This window comes from Virgibacillus subterraneus (genome assembly GCF_900110695.1).
GTDB classification, from domain to species: Bacteria; Bacillota; Bacilli; order Bacillales; family Amphibacillaceae; genus Lentibacillus; species Lentibacillus subterraneus.
In genome coordinates, this window is sequence record NZ_FOEH01000003.1 from 258498 (window position 1) to 279388 (window position 20891).

The 20891-nt window shown below is 39.4% G+C and carries 20 protein-coding genes, 1 tRNA gene and 1 pseudogene; 13 read left to right on the forward strand and 9 right to left on the reverse strand.

Annotation, left to right across the window (positions count from 1 at the left end; all coding sequences use genetic code 11):
- Nucleotides 1–10: 10 nt before the first annotated feature.
- Both BMY13_RS10950 and BMY13_RS10955 read left to right on the forward strand, forming a co-directional pair.
- Nucleotides 11–820 (forward strand): NAD kinase, encoded by an 810-nt coding sequence (locus BMY13_RS10950; RefSeq protein ID WP_092493698.1) that lies wholly within the window; start codon nt 11–13, stop codon nt 818–820.
- A 33-nt stretch (nt 821–853) separates the two neighbouring features.
- Entirely contained in the window at nt 854–1735 is an 882-nt protein-coding gene (locus tag BMY13_RS10955) for an RluA family pseudouridine synthase (RefSeq protein WP_092504563.1), read from the forward strand.
- Here BMY13_RS10955 and prpE read toward each other — a convergent pair.
- Entirely contained in the window at nt 1723–2463 is a 741-nt protein-coding gene (prpE, locus tag BMY13_RS10960) for a bis(5'-nucleosyl)-tetraphosphatase PrpE (RefSeq protein WP_092504565.1), read from the reverse strand. The two genes, BMY13_RS10955 and prpE, sit on opposite strands and share 13 nt — an antisense overlap.
- Entirely contained in the window at nt 2463–3644 is a 1182-nt protein-coding gene (locus BMY13_RS10965; protein ID WP_092504567.1) for an FtsW/RodA/SpoVE family cell cycle protein, read from the reverse strand. Before BMY13_RS10965 ends, prpE begins: the two co-directional genes overlap by 1 nt.
- Before the next feature lie 176 nt (nt 3645–3820).
- Here BMY13_RS10965 and mgtE point away from each other — a divergent pair, with 176 nt between their 5' ends.
- Together mgtE and BMY13_RS10975 are read left to right on the forward strand one after the other, a co-directional pair.
- Nucleotides 3821–5161: a magnesium transporter gene (mgtE, locus tag BMY13_RS10970; protein WP_092504569.1), complete on the forward strand. Its 1341-nt coding sequence runs from the start codon at nt 3821–3823 to the stop codon at nt 5159–5161.
- A 78-nt stretch (nt 5162–5239) separates the two neighbouring features.
- Entirely contained in the window at nt 5240–5719 is a 480-nt protein-coding gene (locus BMY13_RS10975; protein WP_175476777.1) for a CotO family spore coat protein, read from the forward strand.
- Nucleotides 5720–5770: 51 nt separating this feature from the next.
- Here the strand turns inward: BMY13_RS10975 and BMY13_RS10980 are convergent, their stop codons facing one another.
- Nucleotides 5771–6229, reverse strand: a complete 459-nt coding sequence (locus BMY13_RS10980; protein ID WP_092493704.1) for a CotY/CotZ family spore coat protein — start codon at nt 6227–6229, stop codon at nt 5771–5773.
- Between the two features lie 202 nt (nt 6230–6431).
- Between BMY13_RS10980 and BMY13_RS10985 the strand changes: the two genes are divergently transcribed.
- The 3 genes from BMY13_RS10985 to BMY13_RS10995 all read left to right on the forward strand — a co-directional run bounded on the left by BMY13_RS10985 (nt 6432) and on the right by BMY13_RS10995 (nt 7498).
- On the forward strand, nt 6432–6668 hold the full coding sequence (locus tag BMY13_RS10985; protein WP_092504571.1) for a hypothetical protein: 237 nt from the start codon (nt 6432–6434) through the stop codon (nt 6666–6668).
- 243 nt (nt 6669–6911) lie between these two features.
- On the forward strand, nt 6912–7109 hold the full coding sequence (locus BMY13_RS10990) for a hypothetical protein (protein ID WP_425445152.1): 198 nt from the start codon (nt 6912–6914) through the stop codon (nt 7107–7109).
- 125 nt (nt 7110–7234) lie between these two features.
- Nucleotides 7235–7498 (forward strand): hypothetical protein, encoded by a 264-nt coding sequence (locus tag BMY13_RS10995; protein WP_092493707.1) that lies wholly within the window; start codon nt 7235–7237, stop codon nt 7496–7498.
- A gap of 128 nt (nt 7499–7626) precedes the next feature.
- Here the strand turns inward: BMY13_RS10995 and BMY13_RS11000 are convergent, their stop codons facing one another.
- The 6 genes from BMY13_RS11000 to BMY13_RS11025 all read right to left on the reverse strand — a co-directional run bounded on the left by BMY13_RS11000 (nt 7627) and on the right by BMY13_RS11025 (nt 14024).
- The gene (locus tag BMY13_RS11000) at nt 7627–8322 is read right to left on the reverse strand and encodes a DUF421 domain-containing protein (protein ID WP_092504573.1); all 696 of its coding nucleotides are present in this window, start codon (nt 8320–8322) and stop codon (nt 7627–7629) included.
- 165 nt (nt 8323–8487) lie between these two features.
- Complete coding sequence (locus tag BMY13_RS11005) at nt 8488–8913, reverse strand: GNAT family N-acetyltransferase (protein ID WP_092504575.1); 426 nt, start codon at nt 8911–8913, stop codon at nt 8488–8490.
- Nucleotides 8910–9431, reverse strand: coding sequence for a YjcG family protein (locus BMY13_RS11010; protein WP_092493710.1), 522 nt, complete (start codon nt 9429–9431; stop codon nt 8910–8912). The genes BMY13_RS11005 and BMY13_RS11010 overlap by 4 nt, the downstream gene beginning before the upstream one ends.
- A gap of 231 nt (nt 9432–9662) precedes the next feature.
- Nucleotides 9663–10388: an alpha/beta hydrolase gene (locus tag BMY13_RS11015; protein WP_092504861.1), complete on the reverse strand. Its 726-nt coding sequence runs from the start codon at nt 10386–10388 to the stop codon at nt 9663–9665.
- Nucleotides 10389–10486: 98 nt separating this feature from the next.
- Nucleotides 10487–12304 (reverse strand): ABC transporter ATP-binding protein, encoded by a 1818-nt coding sequence (locus BMY13_RS11020; protein ID WP_092504577.1) that lies wholly within the window; start codon nt 12302–12304, stop codon nt 10487–10489.
- The gene (locus BMY13_RS11025; RefSeq protein ID WP_092504579.1) at nt 12294–14024 is read right to left on the reverse strand and encodes an ABC transporter ATP-binding protein; all 1731 of its coding nucleotides are present in this window, start codon (nt 14022–14024) and stop codon (nt 12294–12296) included. The genes BMY13_RS11020 and BMY13_RS11025 overlap by 11 nt, the downstream gene beginning before the upstream one ends.
- A gap of 416 nt (nt 14025–14440) precedes the next feature.
- Here BMY13_RS11025 and BMY13_RS11030 point away from each other — a divergent pair.
- The 6 genes and pseudogenes from BMY13_RS11030 to BMY13_RS11055 all read left to right on the forward strand — a co-directional run bounded on the left by BMY13_RS11030 (nt 14441) and on the right by BMY13_RS11055 (nt 20777).
- Nucleotides 14441–14513: transfer RNA gene (locus tag BMY13_RS11030), tRNA-Val, on the forward strand.
- A gap of 542 nt (nt 14514–15055) precedes the next feature.
- Nucleotides 15056–15508, forward strand: a complete 453-nt coding sequence (locus tag BMY13_RS11035; protein ID WP_092504581.1) for a CopY/TcrY family copper transport repressor — start codon at nt 15056–15058, stop codon at nt 15506–15508.
- 14 nt (nt 15509–15522) lie between these two features.
- A complete protein-coding gene (locus BMY13_RS11040) occupies nt 15523–17979 on the forward strand; it encodes a heavy metal translocating P-type ATPase (protein WP_092504583.1) in 2457 nt (818 codons plus the stop codon).
- A gap of 53 nt (nt 17980–18032) precedes the next feature.
- Nucleotides 18033–18308 (forward strand): glutaredoxin family protein, encoded by a 276-nt coding sequence (locus BMY13_RS11045; protein ID WP_092504585.1) that lies wholly within the window; start codon nt 18033–18035, stop codon nt 18306–18308.
- A gap of 413 nt (nt 18309–18721) precedes the next feature.
- A pseudogene (locus tag BMY13_RS11050) lies at nt 18722–18895 on the forward strand (universal stress protein); the annotation flags it as partial.
- 1015 nt (nt 18896–19910) lie between these two features.
- The gene (locus BMY13_RS11055; RefSeq protein ID WP_092493716.1) at nt 19911–20777 is read left to right on the forward strand and encodes a DMT family transporter; all 867 of its coding nucleotides are present in this window, start codon (nt 19911–19913) and stop codon (nt 20775–20777) included.
- Nucleotides 20778–20891 lie beyond the last annotated feature (114 nt).

Sequence of the window (20891 nt, forward strand, 5' to 3'; positions counted from 1 at the left end):
AGAGTTGACTGTGAAATTTGCAATAGTATCAAAAGGCGATGAAAGATCAAACAAAATTAAAGCTACTATGAAACAATATTTAACAGATTTTGATTTGGAATATAATGAAGATGATCCGGGATTAGTTATTTCTGTAGGCGGCGATGGCACGTTCCTTGAGGCTTTTCATCGCTATGTGCATTGCATTGATTCAACCGCGTTTATTGGAGTACATACAGGCCATTTAGGATTCTATGCTGATTGGGTGCCAGATGAAGTTGAAAAATTAATTATTGAAATTGCCAAGACTCCTTTTCAAATTGTTGAGTATCCATTATTAGAAGTGATTATTCGCGGAAAAAACGGTGGAAAAGAGGATCGTTTCCTCGCTTTAAATGAAGCTACAATTAAAACGACAGAAGGGTCAGTTGTATTTGATGTAGAAATTAAAGGGGATCATTTCGAAACATTCCGGGGTGATGGCTTATGTATTTCAACCCCTTCAGGCAGTACAGCGTATAATAAGGCGCTAGGTGGCGGAATTATTCACCCATCACTTGAGGCGATTCAGCTTACTGAAATGGCGTCAATTAACAATCGCGTCTTCCGTACGATTGGTTCACCATTAATTTTGCCGAAACACCATACATGCCTGTTGAAGCCGGTTGTGGACCGCAGCTTTTTAATCACGATCGATCACTTTACGCAAAATTATACACATGTAAAATCAATCCAATGCCGTGTGGCAAAAGAACGAGTCAGATTTGCAAGGTTTAGACCATTTCCATTTTGGGACAGGGTGCGCGATTCATTTGTTGCAGATGATGATAAGGAATTTTAGTAATAAGGTAAAGAGTGTGGCAGGTGAAGTGAGTTGAAGTGGATAATTGAAAATGAATATCAAGGACTGATTATTCGAGAATATTTACAGCAGGTACAAGCTTTCTCCAGAAATGTAATTAAAGCAATCGTTCATGATGGTGGGGAAATCTATGTGAATGGGTCACCCAAAACAGTTCGCTACCAATTAGAAGTTGGTGATACACTTTCGGTTACATTTCCAAAAGAGAAAAAAGGTCCTTTTATGACACCTGAAGAAATACCGCTTTCGATTGTTTATGAGGATGAGGATGTATTAATTATTAACAAGCAGCCACACATCGCAACTATTCCATCCAACATTCATCCTTCTGGAACTATTGCAAATGGGGTTCTTTTCTATTACGAAAACCACGATATACCATACACAGTTCATATTGTGACACGACTAGACAGGGACACCTCAGGGTTATTACTCATTGCGAAACACCGCTACAGTCATTCGATTATGGCGGCATCACAAAAGGCAGGCAGGATAAACCGACGTTATCATACAATAGTAGAAGGCCATTTAAAAAATAAAAAAGGATCCATCGATGCACCTATTGGACGCAAAGAAGGTTCCATTATTGAAAGAACAGTAACAGCAACAGGGAAGCCTGCTATTACGAATTATAATGTTGTGGAAGAGTCGCTAACCCATTCGCTCCTGGATGTTCACCTGGAAACGGGGAGGACCCATCAAATACGCGTACACTTTTCTGATTTAGGCTATCCAATAGCAGGTGATGACCTGTATGGAGCTTCCACTGAGGTGATTAACCGTCAGGCACTTCATTGTTATCAGCTTTCATTTGTACATCCTTTAAGCAAAGAGAGAATGAATTTCACAATACCTATAGCTCATGATATGGTCGAATTGATTCACTCAAAATAATGAAATTTCTCCTCGACTAAAGGCTGTTTTGATGGTACAGAAACGATTTTTTCCTCGGGTAATCGAAAAGCAGTCAACATATTTCCAAATACACATCCAGTATCAATATTAATTGTTTTATTAATGATACGCGGCTCTTTTATCGGTGTATGGCCATAGACAATCCAGTGACTACCTTGATAATCCTGGGCCCAATCGCGTCTAATCGGACGGCCATCCTCATCAAACTTTCCAGTAATATCACCATAAAGTACAAACGTTTTTACTCGATTATCTGTTCGTCCTATATATGCTTCTTTAATTCCTGCATGTGCGACAATAGTTTTTAATTCTGGTATTTCCAGATATAATGGAGTATTTTCGTATAACTCGATAAACTGTTCTTTTAACGTTTGCTGTTCAGACTTCGGTAATGATGTATATTCCGCTACCGTTGTTTCCAAGCCATAACGCTGCATGACATCGTTTCCTAAAAAGTAACGATATAATTTGTTGCAATGGTTACCTGGAACATAGTAAGCTTTCTTGTGTACGATTACCATCTCATATACAAGTTTAATTAACGCTATGGAATGTGGACCCCGATCGGTAATATCACCTAGAAATACAGGAGTTCTGCCATCAGGGTGCAAGAAGATTTGTTTTTCATGTCTGTAGCCTAATGTATGAAAGAGCTTCTTAAGCTCATCCATACATCCATGTACATCACCGATAACATCTATTTTCATTATTCTTTCCACCTAGCCTCGCTAAACATATATTCTTTCGTTCTAGAATGCACATTAAGAACAATACCAATAGACAGCATATAGGTGATTGTTGAACTACCGCCGTAACTTATGAATGGGAGTGGGAGTCCTGTAATAGGTAACAGCTGGATTGACATACCGATATTTTGGAAAATTTGATAGGCAAACATACCAACAAGACCTGTTACAAGATAGCTGCCATAAGTATCGTTACTTAACAATGCGATGTGGATCAGACGATAAACTAATAAGAAAAATAACATTACAACAAGACTTGCACCGACAAAGCCAAATTGCTCTGAAATTGCTGTGAAAATCATATCGGTATGGCGTTCCGGTACATAAACCTCCATGTCACCAATGCCTTTTCCAAATAACTGGCCTGATCCTATTGCCATCATCGCCAATATCAATTGATAGCCCGCATCATAATTTTGCTGCGGATTCAACCAGCCGTAGAATCTACTTGATACGTGGTCAAACACTGATTCTTCCAGGTAAACAGCAATTGGCCCAGGAAATAAATACCATAGGACAATAGCCAGTAACACGATATCAATTACGATAAAAGCTATTGAAAAAAGAATTCGCCATTGGACACCTGATACGAGAATCATAAAGCCAGTTATCGCTATCAGCACTAACAATCCACCCAAATCTGGCTGTACTGCTAATAAAGCCATTGGGGGAGCAGAAATTATAATTATTTTCGCAAGCAGTCCTAAATCACTTCTAATCGTTTTCTCAATATATTTAGTGTTATGACGAACCATTACATGTGCAAGTGTCAAAACAAGGATTACCTTCATAAATTCACCAGGTTGGATCGTTCCTATCACCGGAAATTTAAACCAGCTGACAGCACCATTTGCTTCATGGACAATTCCAGCTGGAAATCCAGCGAAAAGCATGAGCAGTGAAGTTAATCCAACCCCATATAGTATCCAAGTAATTTGATGAAAACGGTCATAATCAATAAGCATGACTGCAGTTATTACGATTCCCCCAGCTATGAACCATAATGCTTGTTTAAGCATGAAGTTTGACCCGTCATATTTTTCGGGTAAGCTGGGTTCGATTGTAAATAAAGTAAATAGACTTACTAAACCTAAGAGTATTAAGATGAATACTAGCGTATAATCAATATTAAGATTTTTCATATTTAACCATGCTTTCTGTATAATCTTGTTTGTTTCTATCCTTTAGCAATTTTACACGATAATGACAAATAAATTAAGTCCTCATTTCAAAAAGAATTAAGCAGGAACATATTGGGAGTTAATTTTATAAATGCTATAATTACTGCAGGACAAAGATAGAAGAAGGATGTGATCATATGGAACATATAGATAACCAATTGCAGACCCTTATAAAAAATGAGCAAATAGAAGCATTCCGAGATGAATTTCTGGATTTGCATCCATATGATCAAGCCGTGTTTTTTATGGAACAGCCAGAAGATATTCGACTAAGAATTTATATGTACTTATCACCTGAAGAAACAGCGAATTTCATGGAAAACATAGATCTTGACGATATTGAACCGTTTTTCATGGAGATGGATCCACGTTTTGCAGCGATGGTATTTGCGGACATGTCGACTGATGACGCGGTAGATATTTTAAATGAATTAGAAAAAGATGCCGTTGTTAGTTTTCTCACCATAATGGACAATAAAGCTGCCAACGAAATTAAACAATTACTGCATTATGAGGAAAAAACTGCCGGTAGTATTATGACAACGGAGTTTGTAGCGATATATCAAACCAAGACTGTAAAAGATACAATGCAGTATTTGAAGGCTGAAGCTCCAGTAGCTGAAACAATTTATTATTTATACGTAGTTGATCAAGATAAACGGCTTGTTGGGGTGCTATCGTTACGCGATTTGATTATTGCTGATGATGATACACTGATATCAGATTTAATGAGTGAAAAGATTGTTTCCGTATCGGTTGCAAAGGACCAGGAAGAAATTGCTCAGATGATGCGTGATTATGACTTCCTCGCCTTACCGGTAGTTGATTTTCAGAACCACTTATTAGGAATTATTACTGTCGATGATATTTTAGATGTAATGGATGAGGAAGCAAGTGATGACTATTCTAAACTGGCTGGTGTATCCGATATCGATCGACCAAATGATAACGCGTTTATTTCAGCAAAAAAACGCCTGCCATGGCTTGTAATATTATCGTTTTTGGGAATGTTTACAGCAAGCTTGATTGGTCAGTTTGAAAATACACTTGATGAGGTTGCAGTTCTAGCGATTTTTATCCCGTTAATAGCAGGAATGGCTGGAAACACGGGTACACAGGCACTAGCTGTTGCAGTTCGCGGACTTGCGAATGGTGATTATGGCAAACAGGGAAAGATGAAGCTGGTATTGCGTGAAGCTGGAACAGGGCTAATTACTGGGACAGTTTGCGGACTAGTCATTACTATAATTATTTTCCTGTGGCAGGGCCAGTTCTTTCTCGGATTACTAGTAGGCTTATCGATTATGGCAACGCTAATTGTTGCCACGCTAGCAGGATCACTAGTACCAATTTTGATGGATAGACTTAATATAGATCCGGCTGTTGCATCTGGGCCATTTATCACAACAATCAATGACATCATTTCAATCCTTATCTATTTTGGGATGGCAACAGCATTTATGGGCTTTTTGGTATAGGCATAGGCGAAATACACATATTCGAAACTGGGTTCATATAATGGTCTGACTAATGGAATACAAAGGAGAGAATGCATGATGGGAGAAAAGAAGTTTGCCAAAAGCCCATTACTCTATATTCATCAGCCATCAATAGGAACACCAAAAGCTCCAATGCAACATCAATACACAACGCCAAAAAATGCACCAGCTGAACAGGTGGTGGCTCAGGAAACCAAAAGTGTGCAGAAGCGTCCCTTAAGACGAGATCATTTTAATAAAAAAAGTGACGGGGAAGCAGAAGATACAAATGAAGAAGCAGATGAGAGTGATGAAAGCTCAGATCAAGAGCGAAAGAAATTTAAGGATATGACATTAAATGAGCGTGTTGACTATTTTGTTAATCCACCCAAGCATGTTCCTGCAATGAAATGTGAAGTTAAAACAGAAGAACGAAATTATCGCGGTACCATTGTTGATTTTCTGGAAGATAATGTTATCATGCGTCTTGGCAGAAGAACATCAACAACAGAAATACCTTTTGATTCGATAAATGATATTCGTCTTATTGGTTTCTAAAAAAAGAAAGTGCGCCGCATTGCTGCTGGCGCACTTTTTTGGGTTTATTGATTAGTTAAAAGCTGAAACTGCAGGAAGGCATGTTATATGACAGAAGCAATTTAGATCAACCGTCAAGCAGATTCCTGTAGCACGTAAAGGTTTCGTTTCCTGGTCTACTGGGTCCTTTGGATTGTCGTCATTGTCACCTGGGTCTCTTAATAATTCCACTACAGCACAGCAATCATCCATCACACGCTTAACGCGGAAGTAAAAGCTTGCCTGAACATCCCCAATATCATCTGGATGAGCACCGAAGCCTTTAAAAGGTTTACAGCTATCTTTACAGTATAATATTACTGGTACTGTGTCTAATCCATTGCCATTGTCTGTTTCCCCAAGCAAATCACTGATGGACCGTTCGCAGCTCGTGTCACAGCAATTCTCTACAACATCATTTTGTGCATCAACTATTTCTCTTAAAATATCGCATACACAGTTACCTGTATCAAAGTCTTTTCCACAACCCATGAATTATATCTCCTTCCTAAATATTATTGACTTGTTGTCTTTAATAGGATATGTGTCAGTAGGTATATGGTGTGGGCATTCGTCAGCATTATTGAGATATTTATAATAGAAATCTTTTTTAATTTGGGGCATTTGTCTATACCCATTGAAAAAAGATACATAGACTAATAGCGACCATGAATTCAAAGGGAGTGTTAATGAAATGTCTGATAACAGAAAAGTTATTCATGTTAAGGATTTAGTAATAAAAGCAGATAATGTTTACTTTGACAGACCTGATCGCCGTCGTAGAGATCCTTTTTTCGGAGGTAGACAGGATGATGATGAGAGGGTAGAAGGTTTAGAAAGCTCAGGTCATCGGCATCGGGACCAAAATGATGAAAGTTCAAGTTCCGATTCTAGCGACAATGATAATCGTGGACCATTTTCCTGGATATAGTAAGCAGAAGGTTGCAGACAGCTTTGGGTAGCTGTCTTTTTCTTAGCTTAGAAAATTATAAAATATAAGTGTTAATGATAACTGGACTTTCGAATCAGCAACGTCCAGCTCCAGCGTCTACGATAAGAAATAAAGGATGTTTGACTAAAACTCCCGCATCTTGTGGCTACATCCAACTGCCGGGATAAGCTGTCGCAGTCCATACGGTGCACTTACGCTATTGATCTAAGGGAGTGAATGAGAGTGAAGCGTGACATTCGTTTGCTTAAGCAGTTGAAAATAATTGAAAAACATTTAGCTAAAAATGAAAAATGGTTCCAATATCCAGAGAAGAAAATGCATGTTTTTGAGAAGGAAATGGATGACTGGAATAAAGAATTTTTGCAAGGGGTTTCTGAATTTGAAAAAATAATGCATGAATTTGAAAAAAAAATGGAATAAATTCTACTAATAAAGGGTATTGTTATATAGGTATCGAATATATAGATATAAAATGGTGTTCTTGGCGATAAGCCAAGTTTTCTAATACAAATAAATTTAAAAACAGGTAGAAGGGGATGTTCACGGTGGGTTATATTTTACCGATAAATCATTATCAGTATAAAGATTACCAGCAGCGTGTAACTGAAGATAAACAGGATCCTTATTACATTGAGAAACCATACAAAGCAATGTTGGAAGCAAAACACCTGGATATAGCTAGGCAAGAAGGGCGGCTCAGAACAATTAAAGACTCTGGATACAAGCTATCTGCTGTAAAATCACCAACTGCCGAAAAAATACTAGCTGATGTTACAGGAAAAGGCCATCATTTTAGTGATAGTATATAATAGTAAAAGAGAGCCCTTGCCAATTAAGGCTGGGCTCAATTAACCAAGCTTTCTTGCCTGTTAAATATATAATTAGGTTTTAACCATTAAATCCTTGCGATAAACAGGATTTCTAAAGACAAAATAAGCTATGTCTCTTTTTCGGTAAATGGTAGTACAAATAATTCACCTTTCCCCTCATTCCACTCTGCATAAAAGACTTCTTTTACTGAATTGAATTCTTGTTTGGTTAGTTCCTGTTCGAGCCAGCCCTCCGATAGATTTTCTTCTTTTAGATTATCCCACAATACCTCTCCATCATTAATTAATGTAATTGGCAGCCTGATAGTTTTAGGAGCTATATTAAAATCTTGTTTGGTCGTAGTTTGGTGAATGGATTTTTTCATCACGGAAACCGTGCCATCTGTTTCCAAGATAGCGTATTCCACTTCCGAGATGGAAAATACGTCTTTAGACCTAAGTAAGTGTTGTAATTGGTTGATATCCAGCTTATTTTTCTTCATTTCTTCTCTTATTAATTTTCCTTTATGAATAATGATCGAAGGCTGTCCTTCCAAGAGAGAACGGGTTCCTTTATATTTTTGCGTAATAATTTCTGTTACGTACAAAACAATTCCAGCTACTAATACTGCGAAGGCAATTTCAATTACCCCGGCTTTATCATCAAAAATTGCATTTCCGACAAGTTCACCCAAGACTAACGCTGCAATAAAGTCGAATGCAGTTAGCTGTATTATTTGTGTTTTACCTAGTACCTTAGTCAATATAAATAAGGCAAGGAAGCCAAACAATGTTTCAATAAATATTGGCATTAAATTTTGCATCAGAAGCTCCCCCTCATAGCACTTTCTCCATTAGGATATCCGAAAAGGGAATCACCATACATCAGAAAACGTGGCTTTTCGCTAAGCGTTAGTTGCACTTATGTTGCAAGAAGGTTCGTAACTGCAAAAAAAAAGCGACAGTCCGTTTGGAAACAGACTATCGCTTTAATTTAGTTCTTTTACCATTGTTACATGAGGGATGCCAGCGTCCATGAATTCACCGGAAATTGTTTTGTATCCGAGTCGCTGGTAGAAATCAATCGCATGTGTCTGGGCATTCAATTTGGCTTTGCCGTAGCCTTCATTTTTGATGATGGCTTCCATTGACTCAATCATTTTTGCGCCATTGGATTTGCCTCGCTGATCCTTGAGAACACAAATTCGTTCTAATTTGCCGTAGCTGTCTACAAAACGTACCCGACTGGCTGCGATTGGCTTGTCATTATCGTAGCCAATCAAATGAATAGCTTGCTCATCAAACTCATCAAGCTCCTCTTCAGCTGGTACGTTTTGTTCATCAACAAAGACTACTGTTCGTACGTTATATGCCTGGTGTCTCTGGTCATTTGTCTCAACTACTTTTACTATCACACTTTTTCCTTCCCAAAAACGAACGATTCATAAACAGTCCATGTTCCATTATCCAATTGATACAAAAGCTGGAAGCGATCTACAGTATCCTCAAATTGGATGTCTTTCATTTGCATGCTGCCAAACACGTCAGAATACTCATCATGTGAAAGTTTCTGAGCAATAGTTATATGTGGTACAAAGTTGTACTCCATATTTTCCGGGAACTTGCCTGTCTGCATTTTTTCAAATAAATCGATCAGCTGCTTTGTAGGCTCAACCTTCAGATAAATTGTGTTGGTTACAGGTGCAAATGTACTTACTTTGTTAATTTGTAACTTAAACGGTTCTGTATCATTTGCGATATGCTTTAATTCTGTAACAAGTTCATAGATTGTTTCATCATCAGCTTCAAATGCTTCCTTAAGTGTAAGGTGTGGTGGAATCAGAGCATAATGCGGATCGTAACGTTTTCTGTACGAGTTAATGTCATCTTGAATTGGTTTTGATGGAAAAATAGCTATACCATATTTCGTCATAAGAATCCTCCTACATAATTTTTGAAAAATTGGCTTATTGGCTTATCGCTAAACGGAACCTAAGAAATGTTTTCTTAGAGTATCTTTTACTTTGGAGTACAAACCTTAGTGGCGAAAGCCTTAGTTGCACTTATGCATTAAAAGAAATGCTTTATTGTATTTTGGTCTACCTTTTATTATAACAAAAATTTACTTAGTGTATAAAGAAGATTTTCAGAAATTAGTAAATATTTAGCCGAAAAGCGTTGATAGTGCTCGCTTTAAATCTTTTTGCCAAAATTTCCAAGTGTGTTCGCCTTCTTCCAATTCATGATACGTATAGCTCATGCCTATATCCTTAAGTAGTTCATTAAGCCTACGGTTTGGTGTTATGAAATCGACTTGTTTTCCATCTGTTGTATCTACCGCTGTTTCAGCTGTTCCAATTGTATGATAAATATCAATGGAATTGGAGTTTTTGGCGTTTTTAACGGCTTCTGTAACAGTGTCATCAACATAAGGCGATTGCATGATTACTTTGCCAAATGTGTTTGGATATTTCAAGGCTGTCATGAGAGCTAGTGTTCCAGCAAGTGAATCTCCCATTAGAGCACGGGACTGACCCATATGATAAGTAGGGACCAATTCATCAAGGAAAGGTACTACTTCATGTACCAGGAATTTGATATAGGCATGCTGCTGATCACCAGTTGGGTGGTACTTTTTCTTGCGGTCATATTTATCCTGATAATGAATCCCAACAAAAACGGTATTATTAATTTCATCATTTGAGTGCAGCTTGTCACTTAATGTGGCAACGCGACCAAGCTGATAGTAATCGTCACCATCCTGCATAATACATATGTGGTACTTGTAAAGAGGTGAAAACGATTCTGGCTGATATAGTTTAAGTGTCATTGTTTCATTTAAATAGTTGCTTTCAATTTCTTTGTCGACCATAGTTCCTTTTCGTCCGATTGTATACACCTCATTTGAATGTGTCTTGTTAGCTTCCTTTATTTCTGGCAATATAAAACAGTTTACAAATAGAGTCTATCATGTTTGGATTGGATATTCTATGCACGTTGTTTAAATTGACCTTTGTACAAGTCATAGTAGTTGCCTTCTTGCTCAATTAATGACTCATGAGATCCTTGCTCGATTATTTCACCATGCTCGAGCATGATTATTTTATCTGCTTCCTGAATCGTATTTAGCCGATGGGCGATTACAAAACTGGTTCGGCCTTGCATGAGCTCTTTTAATGCATCCTGAATTTTTAATTCGGTTACTGTATCAATGTTACTTGTTGCTTCATCCAAAATAAGTATTGATGGATCGGCTAAAATCGCTCTTGCTATCGTGATAAGCTGTTTCTGACCTTGGCTGATTCCGCTGCCATCCTGGTCCAGAATAGTATTATATCCATTTGGTAGCCTTACAATAAAGTCATGCGCATTTGCATTTTTGGCAGCTGAAACAACTTCTGAATCAGTGGAATCCAGACGTCCGTAACGGATATTTTCCCGGATGGTCCCGTTGAAAAGAAAAGCATCCTGCAGCACAAACGCCATATGCTGTCTTAGACTTGAACGTTTTATGTCTTTTATATCCACACCATCAAGCGTTATTTCGCCGGAATCATAATTGTAGAAGCGGGAAATTAAATTAATAATCGTTGTTTTTCCGGCCCCAGTATGACCGACAAATGCAACTGTTTGACCAGGATGCGCCTCAAAGGTGACATTCTTTAAAGTAAATGTATCTTCATAGGCAAATGAGACATTTTGGAACTTTAAATTTCCGTCAGTTTGCTTTAGGTCTCTTGCAGTCTGTTCATCGGTTTCTTCCTGTTCTTCATCGATTACATTGAAAACCCGCTCAGCACCAGCAACAGCTGACAGTAAAATATTAAACTGGTTTGACAACTCGTTTAATGGGCGGGTAAATTGTCGTGCGTATTCGGTGAAAATAACAATAACTCCAACTGTGATAATCTCCTCAATTGCAAGTATACCGCCGACCAACGCAATCAGACCAAAGCTTAAAAAGTTGAGCATGTTCATGACCTTTGGAATAAATCCGGAGATTGTCATCGCCCAAAAACCAGAATGCTGCAGGCTTTTGTTCCTTCCCTTAAACTCATCAATCACACGTTTTTCCTGGGAAAAAGCTTTAATAACGTGCTGGCCTGAAACAGTTTCCTCAACATATCCATTCAGATCACCCAAATGATTTTGCTGCAGTTTATACAATGGACCAGTTCGCTTGGTGATCCAGCGTATCCCAAGGAACATAACTGGGATAATCGTCATCGTCACTGCTGTCAGGAGGGGACTCAAGATAAGCATGACAACTAAAGTACCAACTAGGGTTAGGATACTCGCAAAAATTTGAATAACCGACTGGTTGAGAGTGTTATTTACATTGTCGATGTCGTTGGTAATCCGGCTCATCAATTCGCCATGCTGTCTTTTATCAAAATACGAAATCGGCAGGCGATGGAACTGATGGAAAAGATTTGAACGTAGTGAATAAACGGTATTCTGCGCTATGCCTACCATCCAGTAATTTTGTAAAAAAATCGATAACGAATGGAAAAGGTAGATAATAACCAGCCAGATTAACAGCATGCCAAGTCCTGATGCTTCTTGTGTCACGATATAATCATCGATTGCCATTCCGACCATGAAGGGCCCAAGCAGACTTAAACCGGAACTGATTAACACCATGAAAATCACAAGTGTGAGCATCGCCTTTTCACGAGCAAGGTATGACCAGATTCGCTTAATCGTGCCAGAGGTGTTGCGGGCTTTATCTTTTTTCTCGTGTTGTATATTTTCAAGCGGAATTTTTTTATATTGAAAAGGATGTTTAATATCTTTAAGTGGCATCAGGAAGCTCCTTTCCAAACTGTGACTCCACAATTCTGCGGTATAGGCTGGACTGCATCAATAGTTCATCGTGTGTACCAAGGGCAAGCACTTCACCATAATCCATCAGTAAAATGCGATCAGCACTCATGGCAGTAGAGATTTTCTGAGTAATGATTAGCGTTGTACAATCATCATGCTGAATCGCATCAAGCAATTTGGATTCAGTAGCAAGATCCAGAGCACTCGTACTGTCATCAAGCATTAGTATCTTCGGGCGGCGGATCAATGCGCGCGCAATCGAAATTCGCTGCTTCTGACCGCCAGATAAATTGACACCTTTTTGACCGATTTTTGTATCATATTGATCAGGCAAGTCCATAATCGTGTCATGAATTTGCGCATCCCGTGCCGCCTGAAAAATTTCCTCCTGTGATGCATGTTCTTTTCCCCATGCAATATTATCAGTGACGGAACCAGTGAACAGGAGCGGGTTTTGAGGAACATAACCGATACTCAGTCTAAGCTGTTCTAATGTATAGAACGTAATCGGGTCATCATCAATATAGATATTACCGTTTTTTACATTGTACAATCGTGGAATCAACTGGAATAATGATGTTTTACCAGAGCCTGTAGCACCAATTATCGCAAGCTTTTCACCTGGGTTCACTTGGAATGAAATGTCCTCAAGTACTGGATCTTTTTGGTTTGGGTAATTGAATGAAACGTTATCAAACTCAATTTTCCCACTAGGGACAGCAGCCTCATCACGTGCATCCTGATGGTCAACAAGGTCAACATTAACACTAAGCACCTGATTTAAACGTTCGGCAGACGCTTTTGCGCGTGAAAATGCCAGAATAATAAATGTGAACATCGAAATTGCCATTGCCACGCGTAATGCATAATTCACTATCGCAACAACGTCCCCAACAGATGTCTGCCCAGATACTGCTAGTGAGTTTCCATACCATAAAATGAAAATAAGGCTTAAGTTCATCACAAATAATAAAATCGGCATCGATGCTTCAATAAACCGGAATGTCGACCGCGTCATCGTTGCCAGATCGCTATTCGCTTTGGTAAATCGCTCTTCCTCATGATCACGGCGCAGAAACGCTTTAATCAACCGCATCCCAGCGAGATTCTCCTGCATCACTCGGTTCACATTATCTACGCGGCTCTGCACTTTATCAAACATCCGGCTCGCAACCTTAAGCACCCATAATATAAAAACAACAAGAAGAGGCACAGAAATTAGGAAAATCAGTGCCAGCCTGGCATTTACAATAAATGCCATCACCACACCACCGATAACAATCAATGGCGCCTTTGTCATAATACGCAATGCCATAAAAATCGTATTCTGAAGCTGGCGGACGTCATTTGTAAACCGTGTCACAAGCCCAGATGTCGGATATTGATTCAAATTTGCAAACGAGAATGACTGAATCTTATGAAACAGCTTCTCCCGAACATCATAAGCAAACCCCAAACTCGTATGCGACGCAAAAAAGGAATTCAAAATCCCTGCGATAAACGCAGTAAATGCAAGACCAATCATAATGAAGCCCCACATCATAATAGTATCCATATCCTTATTCATCACCCCATCATTAATCATCTTTCCAAGAAAGAAGGGGAGAAGCAGCTCAACCATAAGCTCAATTATCGTCAGGCTATATGCTACTGAAATAGGAATTTTATACGGTTTCAAAAAAGAAAAAACATTCTTCACGTGATGAACCTCCGATGCAAGAAAAACTTGGATTATCGTTACCTTGAAAGGCGAGATATGTATAAAATGGACAATTGTCATTCTATTATAATAGGAAAACAAACATATTTCGAGTGTGGAAGTATTTTTGAAGCGTTGGAATCGGCTGTATTTTTTGGGAGAAGGGCGCGAAAACTGAATAAACTCGGATGAATCCTGAATGTTGTGCCACGAATCCTGAATGACCGGTGCTGAAAACTGATTAAACGCAGAATTACCTTATGAATCCTGAATAATCTCGTCGAAAACTGAATAAATCCAATTGGTAACACCTGAAGCGAGCAAGAGCAGAATTTTCCGGACTTAGTCCAAAAACGTATTGACAGAATTTATTACTCTACTATATAGTTATAGTTGTCCGATATTTACTATTACACGATTCCGTAGCTCAGCTGGGAGAGCGCATGCTTGACAGGCATGAGGTCGTTGGTTCGAGCCCAATCGGAATCATTAAGTCTTAAAAGCCTTTGGTCGTTGATCCGCAACGGTCAGGGGCTTTTTTATATCGATTAGAAATAACTATAAAGCAAAAGAGGCTGATCCACAACGTCTTATACAGACTTATGGATCAGCCTCTTTTTATTTAACGACTATCAATTTATTGAAAAACGACTTGCAAGACCATGGCATCCGCAACATGGATGAACCCAGCATTATTGTTTTTAACGAAGGTAATAAATGTCTCTGCCTTTGATTGGTACTTGTACCATTAAGCGATCAAGTAGCACAATTTGGGTTAAACTCGACGATTTCCATGTTTACTCTATATAAAAATGTACAGGCTGCCATCTGTTCTGTGGGCCGTAATCTTCAGTAGCGGCTTGTGCGTTTTTCAAGCACCAGCCGATAGTTGCGATGGACAGCTTTTTTCATCGGAACAAAAAGAAATCGTGTTGATTTTTAAAAATAAGCTCATACTATTGACAAAAATCGATTACAATTGTAAACTAAAGTTGTTCGATTACAAATGTAAACGAAATGGAGGTATTCCAATGGCCATAGAAGAAAAGATAGAGATTACTGAATCCGAGTGGGAAATCATGCGTGTTGTCTGGACGCTTGAAAAAGCTACAAGTAAAGATATCATTCAAGTTTTACAGGATAAAAAAGATTGGAAGCCGGCGACTGCTAAGACATTTATAGGGCGTCTCGTTAAAAAAGGCATGCTCAATACGGAGCCGAAAGGCAATAAATATATTTATTCGGCTGCCTTCAGTGAAGAAGACAGTGTGAAAAGCGTTACGGATCGTCTTTTCGATCAAATATGCAGTAAAGAAGTAGGGAAAACAATTGCTGATATGATTGCAGGGGCGACATTGAGCCATAGAGATATTGAGTTGCTGCAAACTGTTTTAGATAAAAAGAAAGACGAGGCTGTCGACGAAGTGGCCTGCAATTGTATGCCAGGTCAATGTAAGTGTAGAGATAACCACAATATGAATTAAGGAGTGAAAACCGTATGGAAAAGATGTTGAATATAGAAGGGATGACGTGTGCATCATGCGCGCAATCCGTTGAAAAATCAACGGGGAAGCTGCCAGGTGTAAAAGAAGCAAGTGTCAACCTTGCAACCGAAAAGTTGAAAGTAGATTATGACGAAAGCTCGGTTTCCCTGGAAGAAATTTATGGAGCCGTGGAACAATCTGGATACAAAGCGGTGGCGGATACAGAAACCAAGACGTTCAAAGTGGAAGGGATGACGTGCGCATCATGCGTTCAATCGGTAGAAAAAGCGACGAGAAAGATTGAAGGCGTCATCGAATCAAATGTGAATATGGCAACTGAAAAAATGGTCATCCAGTATGATCCAGCTATAGTGTCCGTAAAAGATATCAAAGAGGCCGTAGCTGGTGCGGGATATGAAGCATATGAAGAAATTGACGCAGCAAGCTCTGTGGATACAGACCGGGAGAAAAAAGAGCAGCATATCAAAGACATGTGGCGACGCTTTTGGCTCTCTGGTCTATTTACCATTCCATTACTTTTGATGTCGATGGGACACATGATCGGAATGCCTTTACCAGGGTTCATTGACCCAGAGTTGAATCCGGTCAACTTTGTCATCACGCAGCTGATCCTGACCACCCCGGTAATGATTTTAGGGAAAAGCTTCTTCACCGTAGGATTCAAAACATTGTTCAAAGGCCATCCGAATATGGACTCTTTGATTGCTTTAGGAACAAGTGCAGCTTACTTGTATAGTTTGATTGCTACGATATTCGTGTTAATGGGAGATGCAAGCTATGCGATGAATTTATACTACGAATCAGCGGCAGTTATTTTGACTTTGATTACGTTAGGGAAGTATTTTGAAGCACTGTCGAAAGGGAAAACTTCAGAGGCTATTAAAAAATTGATGGGCATGGCTCCAAAAACCGCGATCGTTGTGCGAGACGGAAAAGAAGTGGAAATCTCCGTGGACGAAGTGGCAGAAGGCGACATCCTTATCGTTAAACCCGGTGAAAAAATGCCGGTCGACGGCATTGTAGTTGAAGGGGCGACTTCCGTGGATGAATCCATGCTGACCGGAGAAAGCGTTCCAGTCGAGAAAGCTGCAGGCGACAATGTCATCGGAGCAAGCATCAACAAAAATGGAACCATCCGCTATAAGGCGACAAAAGTAGGCAAGGATACAGCCTTATCACAAATCATCAAATTGGTGGAAGATGCGCAGGGCTCAAAAGCACCAATAGCTAAGATGGCTGATGTCATCTCCGGTTACTTCGTGCCGATCGTTATCGTCATATCCTTAGTTTCCGGATTAGCCTGGTATTTTGGCGGTCAGACTGGATTATTCGCGTTTACCATCGCTATTTCCGTGTTAGTCATCGCCTGCCCATGTGCGCTTGGGTTAGCGACACCGACTGCAATCATGGTCGGTACCGGTAAAGGTGCGGAAAATGGTGTTTTAATTAAAAGTGGTGGAGCGCTTGAAACTACCCATGAAATTGAAACGATCGTATTTGACAAGACGGGCACGATCACAGAAGGCAAATTGAAAGTTACTGACGTCATTATTGCCAAGGAAGAGATATCAAAAGATGAGTTATTGACACTGGCAGGATCGGCAGAAAAAGGGTCAGAGCACCCGCTTGGTGAAGCAATCGTGGAAGATGCGGAAGAAAACAACCTTCCTTTTAAAAAGGTCGAAAACTTCACAGCCATTCCTGGTCATGGTATCGAAGTGACCATTGAAGGCAGTAATGTACTAATAGGCAACCGCAAGTTAATGGCTGATAACAAAGTTGCACTGGATGCTTTTTCCGAGACGTCCGATCAATTGGCCAATCAGGGGAAAACGCCAATGTTCGTGGCGCTTGATGGAGAGTTGGCAGGTATCATCTCAGTAGCAGACACGATTAAAGATACAAGTGTGAAAGCAATTGAAAAACTCCATGACATGGGCGTGGAAGTTGCCATGATCACCGGGGACAACAAACTTACTGCAGCCGCTATCGCCAAACAAGTAGGAATCGACCGTGTCTTAAGCGAAGTGCTGCCGGAAGATAAAGCAGCCGAAGTGAAGAAACTGCAGGGAGAAGGAAAGAAAGTAGCAATGGTCGGTGACGGTATTAATGATGCACCTGCACTGGCCCAGGCGGATATCGGGATTGCTATCGGATCCGGCACCGATGTCGCGATGGAATCAGCAGATATTGTCTTGATGCGAAGTGATTTGATGGATGTGCCGACGGCGGTCAACTTGAGTAAGTCGACGATTAAAAACATCCGACAAAATCTATTCTGGGCATTCGCTTATAATGTATCAGGAATTCCGATTGCGATGGGAATCCTATACTTGTTCGGAGGACCATTGCTGAATCCGATGATTGCAGCGGCGGCGATGAGTTTTAGTTCCGTGTCGGTATTGCTTAACGCATTACGCTTGAAAAAATTCAAACCCTCTACTGTTTAAGTTGCTGAGTTAGCTTAAAAAGACAATAAGTAACAGAAGGAGTGTGAAAAGCAATGAAAAAAAATTTGGATCTTGTGCTTTATACGCGCCCGATTTGCTCAGACTGTCAGGATGCGAAAGAGTATTTAGCATCTGAAAATATTGAGTACCAGCATAAAAATGTTGGGGAAAATCCCGAATTTGAAGAGGAGATGAAGGAAATCTCCGGCAACCGGATCGTTCCGTTGTTCGCTTTTTATAAAAAAGGGGTTTTCGGCAAAAGAAAACTGGTGAAAAACCTCATTGGATTTGATAACAATAAAGAAGAAATTAAAAGCTTGTTAAAATAAGCTAAATAGCCCCCTCTGAGTGACAGAGGGGGCATTTTATGGTGTGCCAGGCATGCACACATTCTTTAGGGTTAGAGTCCCGAACCGCGAAGGCGGTAGTAGCGGTTAGCTTAAGACAAGGGTGTCTGGGGTGACCGAGAATCTGAAGGAAGTCGGCGGCAAATCTCCGCCTTGAGGAACACGAACTTCATAGAAGGCTAGGTGTATTTGGGTGAGACTGCCATACAAGTTAAAAGCCCTTACTGCCGAAGGATACACAAAGTAAATACGTTTTGTAATACTTAGATTAATTAATATTTCAACTCTACCTCATCACAAGTCCAATGCTTTCAGGTTAGCGTATACTTTCAACAAAAGTTCTCATCTGTTTTACACCAAAACACAAATCTTGCAAAATAGGAGTTTTTTGAGTAAAAGAGGCTGGAATTTCCTACGATATAAAAATTCTACATGGGGAACCCGGCCCTGCGATCGTAGAATATAGTAATAAAAACGAAATTGACATTGTGATAATTGGAAGCAGGGGTCTTAATAATGCCCTTCAGGAATTTGTGTTGGGGAGTGTAAGCCACAAGGTCGCTAAGTAAGCGAACTGTCCTGTACTTATTGTGAAATAGGTTGGATTGGTCAATGGTTGTGATATATTTGGAAATGGATAGTTTTATCCCTCAAGTAAGGGATGTGTGTCATGTTAAATTTGTAGAATTTACTTCTTTGTTTGTGATTTCGTTGTGATTTCGTAATAAGGTCAGTAAGATTTAGTTGCAGTTAAGAAACCAACATAGCTGTCGATTGCGCAGCCACCATCTAACATGAAAATGAATTTTTAATCGAATTAGAGATGTGTTTTCATATGGAAATTTGAGGTTTGGCGGACAGCAGAGACCTTATTAGGGAGAAATCCGCGAAAATGGTGGTGTTTGCGGACACGAGGGACCTTATTTGGCACAAATGCCCTCTATTAACCATGATATATGAAAAATAAGTGCTTCTGTGTCCGGATAACTTCGAAAAGGTCACTTTTATATAGAAATAGCGTCTCCTGTGTCCGCTCGTTAAGCCCTTTATAGAAGTTAAAGAATACCCCGTGCCTTTGCAACACGCAGACACCAGCTATTATGAAAATGAATTTGTAATCAAACTAGTTCATACAAGAGTATAAATTCTTCCTTATTGCTTAAGTGCAACTAGGGCACACGCCATTAAGGCTTGGTCAGTGCCAAGTTTTCTAATCAGCATAGTTCAACTATTTACCTAACCTTTCCTTTGCTACAAAACCTGATACGTTTCTAGTAGAAAATTGCTATCATACCTATTCTTAAGCTTAATATTAATTAATTCTTGATAAACCAAACGTATTAAATTTTATTTTCCTCAATTGAACCAAATGGATTTCATTGAAAATTTTTGACAGGCATGAGGTCGTTGGTTCGAGCCCAATCGGAATCATTAAACTCAATTAGCTGTGAACCCTCGAAATTCGAGGGTTCACAGCTTTAAGGAGCCTTTACTTCGTTCATTAAACAAATTTCTTTCCATTCTTCTGGTTTTGTAATAGCATAGTTCAAGTGATTAAGAAATTAGCTATTGGAGGAACAACTGATGTCTGATCGCAACAAAGGCATTATATTATTATTGGTATCTGCTTTAGGTTTTTCACTTATGGGGGCCCTTGTGAAGCTATCCGGTGATTTGCCAACAGTACAGAAAGCATTTTTTCGCAATATTGTAGCTGCTATTATTACATTAGGCATCGTGATGTATCATAAAGAAAGATTGTTCGGAAAAAAAGAGCATCAGAAGCTTCTGCTTTCCCGTTCTGCACTTGGGACTGTTGGAATTGTTTTGAACTTTTATGCCATTGATCGTTTGGTTTTATCTGATGCTGAGATGTTGAATAAACTCAGTCCGTTCATTCTTATTATATTCTCGGCGATTTTTTTGAAAGAAATCGCTCGCCGGTTTCAGGTCTTTGCTGTAATCGCAGCGTTTATTGGCGCATTATTCATCATTCAGCCCGAATTTTCCGTAGAGATTTTTCCGTACATTATTGGTGTACTCGGAGCAGTGTTCGCTGCTGGTGCTTACACATTTCTTCGGGTTTTGGGAAATAAAGAAAAATATTATACCGTCGTTTTTTACTTTTCTTTGTTCGCAACAGTGGCGCTACTGCCGTTCACAATTCTTTTTTACGAACCGATGAGTATGAAGCAATGGGCATTCCTTATCCTGGCTGGGTGTTGTGCCACTGTCGGTCAATTTGGAGTAACGCTTGCTTATAAATTTGCACCAGCTAATGAAATATCGATTTTCTTTTATTCGACGGTCGTTTATTCGGCATTATTAAGCATTGTTCTATTCGGACAAATTCCGACGATACTCAGTATAATTGGCTATATCATCATTTTTGGTTCATCGTTTTATATGTTCCTGAAAAATAACCGGATGGATATGCAAAAAGCAAAATAGGCAATATTTATAAAAAATAAGTTAGCTTGAGAGAAGAGTAGTATCTATAATGATGCTGCTCTATTTTTAATTTCGCACGATGAGATTATTTACCCTTTGCATGCATATAATCAA

What these genes read in the sequence shown, in the direction of transcription:
- prpE (WP_092504565.1), bottom strand. Translation starts at nt 2,463, where the DNA reads ATGAAAATAGATGTTATCGGTGATGTACATGGATGTATGGATGAGCTT.
- BMY13_RS10965 (WP_092504567.1), bottom strand. Translation starts at nt 3,644, where the DNA reads ATGAAAAATCTTAATATTGATTATACGCTAGTATTCATCTTAATACTC.
- mgtE (WP_092504569.1), top strand. Translation starts at nt 3,821, where the DNA reads ATGGAACATATAGATAACCAATTGCAGACCCTTATAAAAAATGAGCAA.
- BMY13_RS10975 (WP_175476777.1), top strand. Translation starts at nt 5,240, where the DNA reads ATGGGAGAAAAGAAGTTTGCCAAAAGCCCATTACTCTATATTCATCAG.
- BMY13_RS10980 (WP_092493704.1), bottom strand. Translation starts at nt 6,229, where the DNA reads ATGGGTTGTGGAAAAGACTTTGATACAGGTAACTGTGTATGCGATATT.
- BMY13_RS10985 (WP_092504571.1), top strand. Translation starts at nt 6,432, where the DNA reads ATGTCTGATAACAGAAAAGTTATTCATGTTAAGGATTTAGTAATAAAA.
- BMY13_RS11000 (WP_092504573.1), bottom strand. Translation starts at nt 8,322, where the DNA reads ATGCAAAATTTAATGCCAATATTTATTGAAACATTGTTTGGCTTCCTT.
- BMY13_RS11010 (WP_092493710.1), bottom strand. Translation starts at nt 9,431, where the DNA reads ATGACGAAATATGGTATAGCTATTTTTCCATCAAAACCAATTCAAGAT.
- BMY13_RS11020 (WP_092504577.1), bottom strand. Translation starts at nt 12,304, where the DNA reads ATGCCACTTAAAGATATTAAACATCCTTTTCAATATAAAAAAATTCCG.
- BMY13_RS11035 (WP_092504581.1), top strand. Translation starts at nt 15,056, where the DNA reads ATGGCCATAGAAGAAAAGATAGAGATTACTGAATCCGAGTGGGAAATC.
- BMY13_RS11040 (WP_092504583.1), top strand. Translation starts at nt 15,523, where the DNA reads ATGGAAAAGATGTTGAATATAGAAGGGATGACGTGTGCATCATGCGCG.
- BMY13_RS11045 (WP_092504585.1), top strand. Translation starts at nt 18,033, where the DNA reads ATGAAAAAAAATTTGGATCTTGTGCTTTATACGCGCCCGATTTGCTCA.
- BMY13_RS11055 (WP_092493716.1), top strand. Translation starts at nt 19,911, where the DNA reads ATGTCTGATCGCAACAAAGGCATTATATTATTATTGGTATCTGCTTTA.